Below are 13,916 nucleotides of genomic sequence, written 5' to 3'. Positions count from 1 at the left end.
CCTTCATGAAATTAGTCTAGTTCTTTTACTTCAAATGGTAATAACATTTGTTCCAGTTGTTTTCTATGTGGCTCATATTGCTCCGGCAACATTAATTTTTCTCCCATTGTTTCTTGTGATTCATCGTGTGCAAATCCTGGAGGATCTGTTGCAATTTCAAATAAAATTTCTCCATGCTCTCTAAAGTAAATCGCGTTAAAATAGTTTCTATCTCGCACAGGTGTTACACCGTATCCATAGCGTGAAACATGTTCGCTCCAATCCAATTGATCTTGATCATCGCTAGCGCGCCATGCAATATGGTGCACGGTACCGACTCCCATTTGTCCGCGTCCAATCGATGTTAATTTTAGATCAATAATATTTCCAATATCAGCTGAAGAACGGAATCGAACGAAATCTCCTTCTTCTCCAACTTTTTCTAGTCCCATAACATGTTCTAATAACTCAGCTGTTTTATTTGGTTGAGAGGAAAGAAGAGTTGCTCCACCAAATCCTTTAATAGCAACTTCTGGTTTCACTTCACCAAAGCTCCAATTGTTTAAATCGCCTTCTTCTCTTTCCACAATCTCTAAATGTAGTCCATGTGGATCATCAAATTCTAAGTATTCTTCTCCAAAGCGAGTTATTTTTGTATAAGGAATATCGAATTTTTCCAATCTCTTTTCCCAAAATGCCATTGCACCTTTTGGAACTACGTAAGAAGTTACTCCTACTTGACCATCTCCAATGATTCCTTGACGAGCACCTGCCCATGGGAAGAAAGTAATAATCGTTCCTGGTTTTCCACCTTCATCACCAAAGTAAAGATGATACGTTCCTGGGTCATCAAAGTTAACCGTTTGTTTCACTAAACGTAATCCTAAAACTCCTGCATAAAAATCAACATTTTCTTGAGGGTGACCTACAATTGCTGTAATATGATGAATTCCCATCGTTTTCTTATTCATTGTATACTCTCCTTTTTTATTTCATTATTTAAAACGTAACGATTGTCTTATTCTTTTTACATTCATATTTAATCTTATCTATAAGGGATCGTTGCATTCATACTTATGTATTTTATCTCGAATATTTTTATCTTTAATTCGAGATATTAGTTATAAAAATACAAATGACCTCTTCCCTACACGCTCATAACAATTTGGGCATGCTATAAAAAGAACACTCGTTTTTATAGCTTCAACCAAATCTATTTTATCTCGAAATCGAGATAAAACCTAAAAAATTATAGACTTTGTGCATAATATCCTAATTTCTTTAACTGTTCCATCATCATTTTTTGTTCTTCATGACTTAAACCATCAAATATTTGTTGAATTGCCTTTTTATGCTTAGGGAATATCATTTTCATAAATTCAATTCCTTCTAACGTAATCGCAGCATAAGTCACACGGCGATCGTTAGAACATGGCCTTCTTACTAAAAGCTGCTTTTTTTCCAACTTATCAATAACGTACGTAATACTGCTACTTGCAAGTAATATTTTGTCACCAATTTTTTGTATAGGTTGATCCCCTTTATTAAATAGCAACTCAAGAACTGCAAATTCAGTAGGATGAATTCCATATCCCTTTATATCTTCTTCAATACGCTTCGTTATTGACTGCCCTGCACGAGAAAAAATAACGAATAACTTTAAAGACAAATCTTCATTATTCATCCTATCCATAGCATCCATTCCTTTTTAATTATCTTGAATTCGAGATAATTGTATAACAATAAATATTGGTTGTCAATATCTTTTCCTAATCATGTTCTTTTAAAAAAGTGTGATAGCCTCCTCTAACAGTTCATACAAAAAAACGAAAAACGAAAGATTCAACTCATATTCCATATTTTTATATTTATTACCAATCCTATATTTCATATAAAAAAGAGTTTAAATTCCTTATAATTTCTTATACTATGGTAGGCATAGAAAGAGGTGCAAACATGGAAGAAAAAAAGTTACATGGCTAGAACTATTTTATGACTTACTATTTGTTGCAGCCGTTGCAACCGCTACTGAAGTATTACATCATGTTGAAAAAGGGGAGATTCATTCAGAGTACATATTAAAATTTGTTCTTATTTTCATCCCTATATGGTGGGCTTGGACTGGACAAACAATGTTTATTAATCGGTTTGGACAAGATTTTTTTCATCAACGCATTTTTATGATCTTTCAAATGGTGTTTGTCCTTATTATGATATCGAGTTTATCGGTTGATTTTGATGCATACTACCTTTCTTTTCTTATTGGCTATATTGGACTTAGGGCACTAACAGCAATCCAATATCTTGTTGTTCAAAATATAGAAACAAGTTATAAAAAAAAGGTAGCCTCATTTTTAGGGACACGCTTTTGGATTGGAATTATAATCTCGTGTTGTTCTATGTTTTTTGATTCATGGATTCGATATGTTCTACTCTATGCAGGAATTATTTTTGACATGATGATACCATTTTTAGGACGGAAGTATTTAGTAAAGGCTCCAACTAATACAGCTCATTTATTAGAACGTTTTGCCTTATTGACGCTGATTTTATTTGGAGAATCAGTAATTAGTACACTTTCTGTATTACAACCACAACAGGATGACTGGGAATCCATTTTATTTTCTATCATTTCATTTATTCTCATTATCTCCATGTGGTGGCAATATTTCGATAACATCGAAAAAAAAGTGAATAAATCAATCCAAACCGCTGGCCAAACGATTATATACGGTCATCTTTTTATTTTAATGGCACTAAGTATGATTGCCGCATCCATTAAGTTATTATTTTTACAAGAGGTGCAATATTCATTTCTCTTATATTTTACATTTGGTTCCGTATTGCTCTATTTTATTGCGACTACTATCGTTTTTCATCAATATAGATATGAACAACAACGTTTGAAAGTTTACCATCTAGGGTTATTTTTGGGCATTTTAGCCTTCTTTTTCATTTTTAATGTATTAATAATCGTTCCAAACATAATAATAATAGGAGAATTAGCTGTATTTTTTATTATCTATGCTAAATTAACTACCGCTTAAAAATGCATTCACTCGGTTAGAAGTAGCTTATTATAGTAAAGGGATCCAAATAAGTTCTCACATGACTACTATATAACCTACTTCTGTTGCCTAAAATAAGAGCAATCCGCTTTTTTTGCTAGTTGCTCTTATTTTAGATATAGACAAAATTGCAAATAAGTGTATGTATACTTCTAATCATAATAGAAAAACTTCATTTTATGTTTTCGTCACATTATCCTCATAGAAAAGTTCTACCTACTCATTCTATGATTGGGGCTCTTTTTCCAGCTAATAATTGATACAACGTAGTTTATTCTTCAATCATCAATTTACAATTTTTTCGAACTTGTCCATCGTTTTACTTATTTTCTCTTGATTATCAATCACTTCTTCTTGTAATTTTTTATTCACATCGTTAACAGTAGCTACTCCCTTTACGATACTTTCTACATTTGAATTTATTTTTTTTATTGCATCCTCCACATTGTTAGCTAATCTTCTCACTTCCTCCGCTACTACTGCAAATCCCCGTCCATGTTCTCCTACTCTTGCTGCTTCAATCGCTGCATTTAAAGATAAAATATTTGTTTGGGAAGAAATATCTTTAATGATTTGAGCAATATCACTTACTAAAGTAACTTTTTCCCCCAACGAATAAAGCGCTTCCATATTTTCCTTAGAATTAACATTTACTCTATTTCCTAAGTCTATTGATAAATCTTTCAGCTGAGAAACAACTTCTCTTGTTTGATTTTCACGTTGTGTAATGTCTGTTGCAATTTTTAGTACTGCCTCTACTGCTCCCTGCTCATTCAAGATTGGAATGTATGTAGCTTCAAACCAAACTAACTCCCCTTTTTTAGTAACTCTTTGAATTTTTTCTTGAAACTTAATCCCTTGTTTTAAATTATCCCATAGCTGATTATATTCTCTACTATTTACAAAATTAGGAACGCAAAATTGTTGATGAACTTTATTTTTCATTTCATTAACTGTATACCCTAAAGCTTGTGCAAAATGTTCATTTACCCAGATTACCTCTTTATCTAGGTTAAATTCAATCATCGCTAAATTCGCTTCTAATCCAGCCAAAACAAGCGATTGATCTAATACTTGAGTGCTACTATTTATGTTAGAAGAAATACCCATAAGAAAAAAACCCCTTTTATTCATATTTTTTACTATTATATTATATTTAAATATTAAAATACAAGTAACTCTAAGTATACAAAATAAAGTATGCGATTATTAATACAGTGAAATTCTTCATCCCTCACTGATTATGAGCCCCAAAATAGCGGGATAAAAAATGATAAGCTATTCTCAAGTGTACAACGATACAGATGTCTATCTTTCTACATAAGTATGATACCTTTTTAGGAGGACACGATTCGAATACGTTTGATTAATTCGGACGTATCCTTTTATACGGAACAGATTCAGCATACTAAACTGCCTTCCCTATACATATTGTGCTATGAATATAAAAAAACCTCACTTTATCGTGAGGTTTTTTTATATTCATTCATATGCATTTTTACTATAAGAACAACAGATTTACATAGATGCTGTTTTTTCTGGTTTTGTTTTAGTAAATTGATATAAAGCAATTGCACCTAAAATAACGAGTATACCTTCAGGGGCATCTAATAGAACTGTTTTCCAAATCTCTGGAATGACCAATTCATTCCCTGTAGTAGATTTATTATACATTTTTAATTATTCACTTTTTCGATTTCACCAAGTACTACAAAGCCACCAAGAGAGATTCCCCGAAATGCATGTCCTGTATGAACCCTTACTTTATCACCAACATGAAATGTTTGTCCCTCACGTAACTGTACTTCCATTTCTAATGTTTCACCATTTAAACCAGTGTATTCAAAAAGAACAGAAGTTACTCCTGATGTAATATCTGTGTAAACTTCTACAACATGCCCTATCTCATATTCATATGCTTCAATACTAGGATGATACTCACCCTCATGTAACAATTGATTTCCTTGCATAGTGGCCGTATGTGTTTCTAAAGAAGCTGCACTTACCTTTGCTGTTTCTACGCCTGCCACATTTGTACCTGCTAGTACTGCAAACCCTAACGTACTCGCTAAAATAACTTTTTTCATTTCATAACATCTCCATTCCTGTTGTATGTGAATAGCTCGTTTCTATAACCGAATACTGTAACTATTATAGTTACGATTGTTATGAATTATCAAGAATAGTTTTTATGCAATTTTACATTTCGCTTAGAGATGCTTCCTATCTGTTATAAAATTTCTGGACTAAAACTGAAACAACAGTATCATTCTTCTTATTGAAATGCTAGAATTCTTTCTTTCATTTTTAAAATAACTTCATTAGGTGCAAGCTTCTCTCCGGATGGAACTCCTAAAATAAAGGAAGCCCCCTCACTAGCATATACTTCCTCTCCTTTTTCATGAGTAACAAGAAATAACCCTTGTCCTTCAAATTCAAAATAAGCAATTTCTTTCATTTGTTCTACATTTGATTGGATAGACTGATAGATTTTATATAAATCTTTACTACGGTTCTCTCCCCCCATACGTATAGGTGCTTGATCATTTGTAAAAATCAAACCTTCCGGGTTATTTCTATTCAAAATAAACCATAATTTTTCATCTGTAGGTATTAAAAGTTCTGACACTTTTTCAGAAGCACTATTTATCATATCTTGTGGTTGTTTTGGTTCATACACACGAAAGAAAAATGTAGATGTCTCTACAGATGAATTAGAAGTAAAATGACTAATTTGGTAAAGTTGCTTTCCGTCTTTCGATGAAATATGTTTACTATGTTGATAATCTTTTAATGCCATCTTTTCAGGAGCTTCCTTTGGACGATCTGTTGCATAGGCTTTATTTATACATATGATTGCAACACTTAACAACGCACATGGAATGACAAATTTTAGTATTTTTTTCATAAAACCATTCTCCCCTTTATTGTGATCTAATACCCTCTACTAATATTTTGAATCGTTTCATTCCACCAAAATCTATTATTATTTTTAAATGATTCAAAGTTATGATTATAGTGATCGCCATACCAAGGATCCATATAAGTAATATAGTCGGTCCCGTCGCCCCCTTTAAAATAACCATCTAGCACAAGAAAGTGTCCAACATTCCCTCCATTTTTCCAGTTAATTAGCGTAATCATAGGTTTATGACTATTAATTTGGCTTTTAAACCAATCATAAGAAAGAGCCCCACTACTAATTGTTGAAGTAAGACCAAAATAAGCAAGACCATGTTGTATTTCTCTAGAAGTAGCTGGATTATTATATAAACCTCCCTTTACATACCCAACAAATTGTTGTTGGCTAGTAGGTTGACCAAAATAGTTTAAAACAGACACAGCAGTACCTGCCCAACACCAATTCGATTGCTGTTGTTGAATATTAGGAACATATAATTTATAATTTGCTGCAGAATTAGGTGGATTTCCATTCACAAAGGCTGAAGCAATATACACTTTCTTTCCATTTTTATAAAAATAAAACCAGCGATTATCTAAATTGCCTGTCCAATAATCCTTTACTGCTTCTCCATATTCCCAACCATTAAAATGAACAGTCTGGTTTCCCGGAAGACGATCTATTATATTTCCAGCCAAATTTTTATTATCGCGTACATTTACTCCAATAGGAGCTGTCACACCTGAAAATTGTATTTCATCCGCAAATACATTATTCATACTAGAAAAATTCCAAATAGATAAAACAAATACAACTAGAATGAAAATTTTCTGCACAATCTTCATCTTCCCACATCCTTATACATGATATTTAGAACGAGAATTTTAGCTAAAATTTTTATCCCTCATACTATTTACTCTTCCTTACACATAAAACCTTTTTGAATTCCAATATGTAACAAATATGACACAATTAATCTATATATTTTGGCACTAGTCTATACTTAAGCTTATATCTTTTCCGCAATAAAGCAGAACACCACGGCAAATTATATGAAGCTGTTCACAGTTATCAAGATAATGGAGATTCAGGATGGATATTTTCTTTATCATTATGGAAACCACTTAAGATAAAGTCATATACTATTAAAGAATCCAATGGGTTTTGATGCAAAAAATTAAAAAGAAAAATCTTTCTAAAAAACGCAATCAGAAAAAGGAATCCGTGATAGATTCCTTTTTCTAATTTTTAATATTGTACTTTGTAAAATGTTTCATTTTAATATAAAAATAAATTAATTTACACCAACTTGATTCCAAGCATTTTCTACTGCCTTATATGTTGCGCTATCATAGCCATCATAATCAGCTGCAGATTGTAATAAAGCTGCACGAGCTTGTTTAAAGTTGCTTGTTGGCGTTAAATAAGTTGTTAAAGCACGGTAATAGATTTTTTCCGCTTTTTCTTTACCAATAGCGTTAATTGTTAAATAAGCCGCCTTGTTTGGAATCCCGCTGTTAATATGCACGCCCCCATTATCTCCTTCTTCAGTAGGAGGTAAAAATTGATAATTTTTCATATGGGCAGGTTGTCCATATTTTTCTGGATCTGATAAACTACGAAGTGCATCTCCAGCAACTCTAGGTGTATATACAGCTTCCCCTAAATCCCAGTTGTTTGGATCGACAAAGTATCCAAATACATCAGAGAAAGATTCATTTAATGCACCAGATTGATTCACATATTGCAAATCAGCTGAATATTGAGTTACCGCATGTGTTAATTCATGAGCAACAACATCAAGTGAACCTGAAAGTGGAATAAATTCATAACCGTCTCCATCTCCATAAATCATTTGCTGTCCATTCCAAAATGCATTATTGACATTAGTTCCATAATTGACAGCTGAACGAATCGTTTTACCTTTTCCATCAATACTGTTTCGGTTATGAATATTTTTATAATAATCATAGACTTTTCCTGCATGATAATGAGCATCAACGGCAGGTCTTTGATCTTTATTGATCCATGCATTATCATCATCTAATAGATAGTAGTTAACTGGATAATCTGCATCACTATGATTGACTGTAAATGTTTCAATGACTCCTCCATTCATAGGCTTTGTCATATCACGTAAATAATATTTTCCCTTTGTACTATTATAAGTAGTGTTTAGTTCTTTTCGGTCACCTAATACACCATAACCATAGCCTTTTTTAGCAATATCTGCATCGGTAACTGCATTATATGAATCTACAATTGTTCCATCTTCTGCGTTAACATAAATTTGCCAATTTGCTCCATAAGGTTTAACAAATTGCAATTGTACCTTAAAAGTTAAATAATATTTTCCTTCTTTTTCATATACGACTAAATCAGCTTTTTCACTTGTAGATTCTAAGTTGTCTTTTACTTTATCTAATACATTCCCATTACCTTCGACTAACGTGTCATTTTTTGTAAGATTAATATGTTTCCACGCATTTGAAAGAGCTGCTTCTTTCGAAATTTTAGCAGTTGTATTCTTTCTTACATTCTCCGCCGCATCTGGGTGTATATTCCCATTTACTGTTGTTACTTTACCCTCTTTATTTGTATGAATCATAAATCTTGCACCATCAACTGGTACCTTATTGATAGATTGAGTATAAACGTAGTGTTTCATTCCCAAATCATCTGACTTCACTTCTTTAAGTGTCAAGTCTGTTTTTGGGTCAAGTTTGAATAAAGCTTTATTATCTTCTAAAAATTTCTCGACTTCTTTTTGAGTCTGTACATTTTTAGCTGATAATTCTCCCGCTAGGAAAGACGGGTTCCCTTTTTCTTCATCCCAATCTTTTTGTACGACTTCCATTTGATCCATAATTTTTTGTTGTGACGCTTGTTCTTCTGCAAAAGCAGTTGAAAATGGTGCCCCTAAAACTGCACCAGCAGTCAGCAATGTAACAACCGTTTTCTTCATCTTTGTTTCTCCTTTCAATATTAGTAATATATCAAAATAAAATTGCATAACTAAATATACAATTATTTTTTAGACAAAGCATACAAATATGAATAATTGCATATATTTTTCTTCTATTTAGAGTTATCTATATAATTAAATTATTATAACCCTCCCCTTCTAATTAGAAGGAATCATAATCCTATGTATGATCAGATACTATCAAGTATAAAGATGCTCCTTTATCAATTATGTAAATTTTTATGCAAGTTATGAATGAGTAGCAGTTCACAAAAGGGACAAAAGAATACAAGTATAAAGAAATTTTTAATAAAATAATTGAATAAGTACCAGAGTCGCAGGGATTATAAGAAATGAAAAGTAAAAAAGGATTTATGTTTTAGTATCCTGCCTAAAAGTGTTACTATAAATATCAGAACAATATGAAGTGAAGGATTTTATAAGCAAATATACTTCTACCTCACTTCTTTTTTCACTATATTTAATGCGGAAGTCGCACCGTCCGTAGGTAGCGTAATAAACAAAAAAAAACGTTTTTTCATCTCATTGTTTTACATATACTACACATAACTATAAGGAACTAGAAAAACAATTCAAATTCAAAATGAGAAAAGGGGATACAATGGAAAAGAAAACAAAACGTCAAGAAACTGGATGGAATTTTGATAATAGTTATGCTCATCTACCGGAATCATTTTTTTCAAAACTTCTTCCAGCACCTGTACGTGCACCAAAGTTAGTCGTTCTTAACGATTCTTTAGCAACAGCTTTAGGATTAGATGCGGAGGCGTTGAAAAGAGAAGAAGGCGTAGCTGTACTTGCTGGTAATAAAGTTCCTGAAGGTGCTTCTCCTCTTGCACAGGCATATGCAGGCCACCAATTCGGACATTTTAACATGCTTGGAGATGGACGCGCACTACTAATTAGTGAACAAATTACACCTTCTGGCCAACGATTTGATATTCAGTTAAAAGGTTCTGGACGAACACCATACTCACGTCGTGGAGATGGACGAGCTGCACTCGGGCCAATGCTCCGTGAATATATTATTAGCGAAGCAATGTATGCACTTGGGATTCCGACCACTCGCAGTCTCGCCGTGACGACAACGGGCGAATCTATATTTCGCGAAACAGAATTACCAGGCGCCATTTTGACACGAGTAGCTAGTAGTCATATACGTGTCGGTACATTCCAATACGCAGCGGCTACCCGCTCAATTGAAAACTTAAAAAGTTTGGCTGATTATACAATAAAACGTCATTTCCCGCATATTGAATCACATGAAACGCCGTATCTAGCACTGCTACAAGAAGTGATAGAACGACAGGCTAGCTTAATTGCAAAGTGGCAACTTGTTGGTTTTATTCACGGCGTGATGAATACTGATAATATGACCATTAGTGGAGAAACGATTGATTATGGCCCTTGTGCCTTTATGGATACATATAATCCAGCAACCGTATTTAGCTCCATTGACATGCAAAGCCGATATGCGTATGGAAACCAGCCATATATTGGGGTATGGAATCTAGCACGATTAGCTGAATCTCTATTACCACTTCTCCATACAGATATAGAACAAGCCGCTCAAATTGCTCAAAACACCATTTCAAAATTTGGCCCGTTATATGAGAAGTATTGGCTTGCTGGAATGAGAGCAAAACTAGGCATATTCAATGAAGAAACTGCAGATAAAGAGCTAATGGAAGAACTGTTAAATATGATGGAAAAATATCGTGCAGATTATACAAATACTTTCCTTGCTTTAACTTTCGATACAAATAAAGATACTGATTTTTTTAAAAGTGAAGCATTTATATCTTGGAATAAAAAATGGCAAGAACGATTAAGCAGACAAGAAGAATCAAAATCCTCTTCACAACAGCTAATGCGAGATAACAACCCTGCGATTATCCCGCGTAATCATCGTGTCGAAGAGGCATTAGAAGCTGCCGTAAAACAAGAGGATTATCGTGTAATGGAACGACTGCTGGCTGCTCTTTCCACTCCTTATGCCCACTCACCTGAACAATATGAATACGCTACAGTGCCCGCGCCTTCCGCTCAACCTTATCGTACTTTTTGTGGCACGTGAGACAGTTGTCTTTCAACATAGTAAATAGAACCTCCGGAGAACATATACGATTCTCGGGGGTTCTTATTCTTCTCCTATCCTTTACATTTCTCTCAAAAAACAGGGGCCATGAAAAGTAAGTATTGCGAGGCAAACAGCAAAATATTTTCCGATTCCATTCCCTCTAAAAAATTCATCAAGTCATCCCCTACTGCTTCATTTTGAATATTTTATTTGGATTTAAAATATTTTGCGGATCAAGGACCTGTTTCATTTTTTGCATAACAAGAAGTGCTGGTCCATGCTCTTTCTCTTGATATTTTTGCTTCCCAATCCCTACACCATGCTCACCCGTACATGTTCCTCCGTGTTCTAGTGCGTACATAACAATCTTTTCATTTATTTCTTCTGCACTTTTCACTTCTTCTTGATCATTTGGGTTCACCATTAAAAGGACGTGAAAATTCCCATCTCCTACATGCCCGAGAATGCCTCCAACTACTCCGGTTGTATGTAATGTTTCTCTTGCGTACTGTATCGCATCTGCTAATTCTGAAACCGGAAGACAAACATCTGTACTCATCAGTTTTTTACCAGGGTAACTATGAACGTATGCATAAGCTAAATTATGTCTTGCATCCCACAATTTATTGCGCGCTGCCGTTTCTACTTCAAACACAAATTCTTTACATTTATGATCATCAGCAATCTCTTTCGTAAATTCAATATCATGATGTAATCCTGCTTTATTGCCATGAAACTCTAAAAATAATGTTGGTTCTTCTCTATAGTTCGTTTCACTATAGCGATTCACCTGTTTCATTGAAAGTTCATCAACAAGTTCAATTCTCGCGATAGGGATACCGGCTTGTAAAATATGAATAACTGCTTCTACTGCATCATTTACCGTCGGAAATGATGCTCTTGCTGCTACTATATGCTCCGGTATGCCGTATACTTTTAACGTTAATTCTGTAAAACATCCTAATGTCCCTTCCGATCCTACAAAAATACCATTTAAATGATAACCTGATGATGACTTTGCAGCTAAATTACCAGTATGTATCACAGTTCCATCCGCAAGAACGACTTCTAAATCTCGCACTTGATCTCGCATAACTCCGTACTTTACCGCTGTCGTTCCGCTCGCATTTGTTGCAGCCATCCCGCCTAACGTAGCATCTGCACCTGGATCCACGCTAAAAAATAAACCATATTTTTTTAATACTTTATTAAGCTGTGAGCGTGTTACACCCGGTTGTACTTTTACGAGAAAATCCTTTTCTCTTACTTCGAGTATTTTATTCATAAGAGAAAAATCAATTGTAATCCCTTTTTCATACGGAATCACGTGCCCTTCAAGACTAGATCCCACGCCAAACGGGACAACAGGCTTTCCGTATTGACTTGCCAGCTTCATAATTTGACTCACTTCTTCTGTCGTTGTCGGAAACACAACAACATCAGGTAAACTACTTTCATGATACGATTCGTCTTTACCATGCAGTTCTCTTACTGTCATATTAACTACGACTCGCTCCTCAGAAAGTATTTCGTTTAAATTCACCACTAAGCGCTCTATTGTAACTTCCATCTCTGTCTCCCCTTTACTAACAATTTATTTTTAACGTAGATTAACTATTTCGTACATAATAATCTGAAAAATATAATAATTCAAGTTTTTCATCCTGCTCCTTTTGTAAGAATTTCTCACTCTATGCCAACCATAGCCTCTATTAATCCAGCAACACCTATTTTTGCAACGAAGTCTAACTCTACTACCAAAGCACTTCTCCTTTCTACCTTCATTTCTAAATCTTCAAAAAACACCTTATTTTTTCTGAATTATGTTACGATTATAAATATTATTTACGGAAGGAGAATATTTGCAGTGAATGTTCAATTAGTTACTCCTACAGTTGATTTACAAGAAGAATATTTACAATTTTATCAAGAGTGGAAAAATAGTGGTGAAACAATGATTCCTTGGGTCATTGAAAAGGATCCTTCCGATTTTCCTACAATGGTTCAAGAGTTACTCGATGCAGCAGAAGGGAAAAATCTTCCTCCAGGTTGGGTCCCTGACACAACGTATTGGCTCGTGACAACTGATCAAAAAATAGTTGGCGCGGTAAATATTCGTCACGGCTTAACCGAGCATCTCTTTCATGCTGGTGGCCATATCGGATATGGGATTCGTCCCTCCGCAAGACAAAAAGGATATGCTAAAAAATTATTAACTCTCTCTTTAGAAAAGCTGAAAGAATTAGGTGTCACAAAAGTTCTTATCGTTTGTGATGAATGGAATATTGCTTCAGAGAAAACCATTTTATATAATGGTGGCCGCCGTGATGAGGATTTCATTGAAGAAAATGGAAATGTTATTCGAAGGTATTGGATTGAATTATAGCAAAAAGGCCCTTTCCATACGCAAGGGCCTTCTTCTAAACTGATTTCATTTATCATTTTTATTCTGTCTCTTTTTCTTTGCATCTCTTAATGTTTTACTTACACTTAAGATTAAAATGATACATATAATTCCAGCAAACGCCATAGTTTCTAAAATAAAATCTATCATGCTTCCTCCTAAAATGTATGACTACAAACTTCTTTACTAGAAATTTGTAGTCCAATTCATATAACGGAAAAGCAGGTCGCTATCGTCATTTCTTTCCTACCAGTGTATCAAAAATCATCATAAAAAACAGCAAGCCCCTTAACCAATTCTAGTTGGTCGTCGTGCATCATTTTCATTATTTGAACTACCCCAATAATGAAAGTTTCCCTTTGGTGTAGGTGAACGACAGCCACCAAATAAGTTTCATTTACGCAACAAGCAACCACGCTTGAATTCGTTCTACATGTATTGTAGCACAAAGATATTGGCTAATGCCAACTGACATTCATATCTCACACCTACTCATA

The 13,916-nt window shown here is 34.1% G+C and carries 12 protein-coding genes and 2 pseudogenes; 3 read left to right on the top strand and 11 right to left on the bottom strand.

Annotated elements, in window-relative coordinates; translation table 11 throughout:
* Positions 1 to 11 precede the first annotated feature (11 nt).
* Positions 12 to 950, bottom strand: a complete 939-nt coding sequence (locus tag MR063_RS12085; RefSeq protein WP_242198002.1) for a ring-cleaving dioxygenase — start codon at positions 948 to 950, stop codon at positions 12 to 14.
* Positions 951 to 1,228: 278 nt separating this feature from the next.
* Complete coding sequence (locus MR063_RS12080) at positions 1,229 to 1,672, bottom strand: MarR family winged helix-turn-helix transcriptional regulator (RefSeq protein ID WP_242198000.1); 444 nt, start codon at positions 1,670 to 1,672, stop codon at positions 1,229 to 1,231.
* A 214-nt stretch (positions 1,673 to 1,886) separates the two neighbouring features.
* Between MR063_RS12080 and MR063_RS12075 the strand changes: the two genes are divergently transcribed.
* Positions 1,887 to 3,026, top strand: a complete 1,140-nt coding sequence (locus tag MR063_RS12075) for a low temperature requirement protein A (RefSeq protein ID WP_242198187.1) — start codon at positions 1,887 to 1,889, stop codon at positions 3,024 to 3,026.
* A 306-nt stretch (positions 3,027 to 3,332) separates the two neighbouring features.
* Here MR063_RS12075 and MR063_RS22160 read toward each other — a convergent pair whose 3' ends face one another.
* The 7 genes and pseudogenes from MR063_RS22160 to MR063_RS12045 all read right to left on the bottom strand — a co-directional run bounded on the left by MR063_RS22160 (position 3,333) and on the right by MR063_RS12045 (position 8,914).
* A complete protein-coding gene (locus tag MR063_RS22160; RefSeq protein WP_396021837.1) occupies positions 3,333 to 3,659 on the bottom strand; it encodes a methyl-accepting chemotaxis protein in 327 nt (108 codons plus the stop codon).
* Positions 3,660 to 3,758: 99 nt separating this feature from the next.
* Positions 3,759 to 4,073 (bottom strand): annotated as a pseudogene (locus tag MR063_RS22155) (PAS domain-containing protein); the annotation flags it as partial.
* A 492-nt stretch (positions 4,074 to 4,565) separates the two neighbouring features.
* Positions 4,566 to 4,718: pseudogene (locus tag MR063_RS12065) on the bottom strand (DUF3937 family protein); the annotation flags it as partial.
* Positions 4,719 to 4,723: 5 nt separating this feature from the next.
* The gene (locus MR063_RS12060; protein ID WP_242197994.1) at positions 4,724 to 5,134 is read right to left on the bottom strand and encodes a hypothetical protein; all 411 of its coding nucleotides are present in this window, start codon (positions 5,132 to 5,134) and stop codon (positions 4,724 to 4,726) included.
* A gap of 188 nt (positions 5,135 to 5,322) precedes the next feature.
* Positions 5,323 to 5,955, bottom strand: a complete 633-nt coding sequence (locus MR063_RS12055; protein WP_242197992.1) for a hypothetical protein — start codon at positions 5,953 to 5,955, stop codon at positions 5,323 to 5,325.
* A 26-nt stretch (positions 5,956 to 5,981) separates the two neighbouring features.
* A complete protein-coding gene (locus MR063_RS12050; RefSeq protein WP_396021836.1) occupies positions 5,982 to 6,728 on the bottom strand; it encodes a papain-like cysteine protease family protein in 747 nt (248 codons plus the stop codon).
* A gap of 515 nt (positions 6,729 to 7,243) precedes the next feature.
* Complete coding sequence (locus tag MR063_RS12045; RefSeq protein WP_242197988.1) at positions 7,244 to 8,914, bottom strand: M4 family metallopeptidase; 1,671 nt, start codon at positions 8,912 to 8,914, stop codon at positions 7,244 to 7,246.
* Between the two features lie 622 nt (positions 8,915 to 9,536).
* On the opposite strand from MR063_RS12045, the gene MR063_RS12040 reads away from it, so the two are divergent.
* On the top strand, positions 9,537 to 11,012 hold the full coding sequence (locus MR063_RS12040) for a protein adenylyltransferase SelO (protein WP_242197985.1): 1,476 nt from the start codon (positions 9,537 to 9,539) through the stop codon (positions 11,010 to 11,012).
* 187 nt (positions 11,013 to 11,199) lie between these two features.
* Here the strand turns inward: MR063_RS12040 and MR063_RS12035 are convergent, their stop codons facing one another.
* Positions 11,200 to 12,585, bottom strand: a complete 1,386-nt coding sequence (locus MR063_RS12035) for an FAD-binding oxidoreductase (protein ID WP_242197982.1) — start codon at positions 12,583 to 12,585, stop codon at positions 11,200 to 11,202.
* A gap of 297 nt (positions 12,586 to 12,882) precedes the next feature.
* Here MR063_RS12035 and MR063_RS12030 point away from each other — a divergent pair, with 297 nt between their 5' ends.
* Positions 12,883 to 13,401, top strand: coding sequence for a GNAT family N-acetyltransferase (locus tag MR063_RS12030; RefSeq protein ID WP_242197980.1), 519 nt, complete (start codon positions 12,883 to 12,885; stop codon positions 13,399 to 13,401).
* A gap of 45 nt (positions 13,402 to 13,446) precedes the next feature.
* Here the strand turns inward: MR063_RS12030 and MR063_RS21820 are convergent, their stop codons facing one another.
* Positions 13,447 to 13,569: a hypothetical protein gene (locus tag MR063_RS21820; RefSeq protein WP_255816365.1), complete on the bottom strand. Its 123-nt coding sequence runs from the start codon at positions 13,567 to 13,569 to the stop codon at positions 13,447 to 13,449.
* Positions 13,570 to 13,916: the final 347 nt, after the last annotated feature.

Source organism: Bacillus cereus group sp. BfR-BA-01492 (assembly GCF_022662815.1).
Lineage (GTDB): Bacteria > Bacillota > Bacilli > Bacillales > Bacillaceae_G > Bacillus_A > Bacillus_A cereus_BD.
This window is presented reverse-complemented; position numbering and strand designations above follow the sequence as displayed.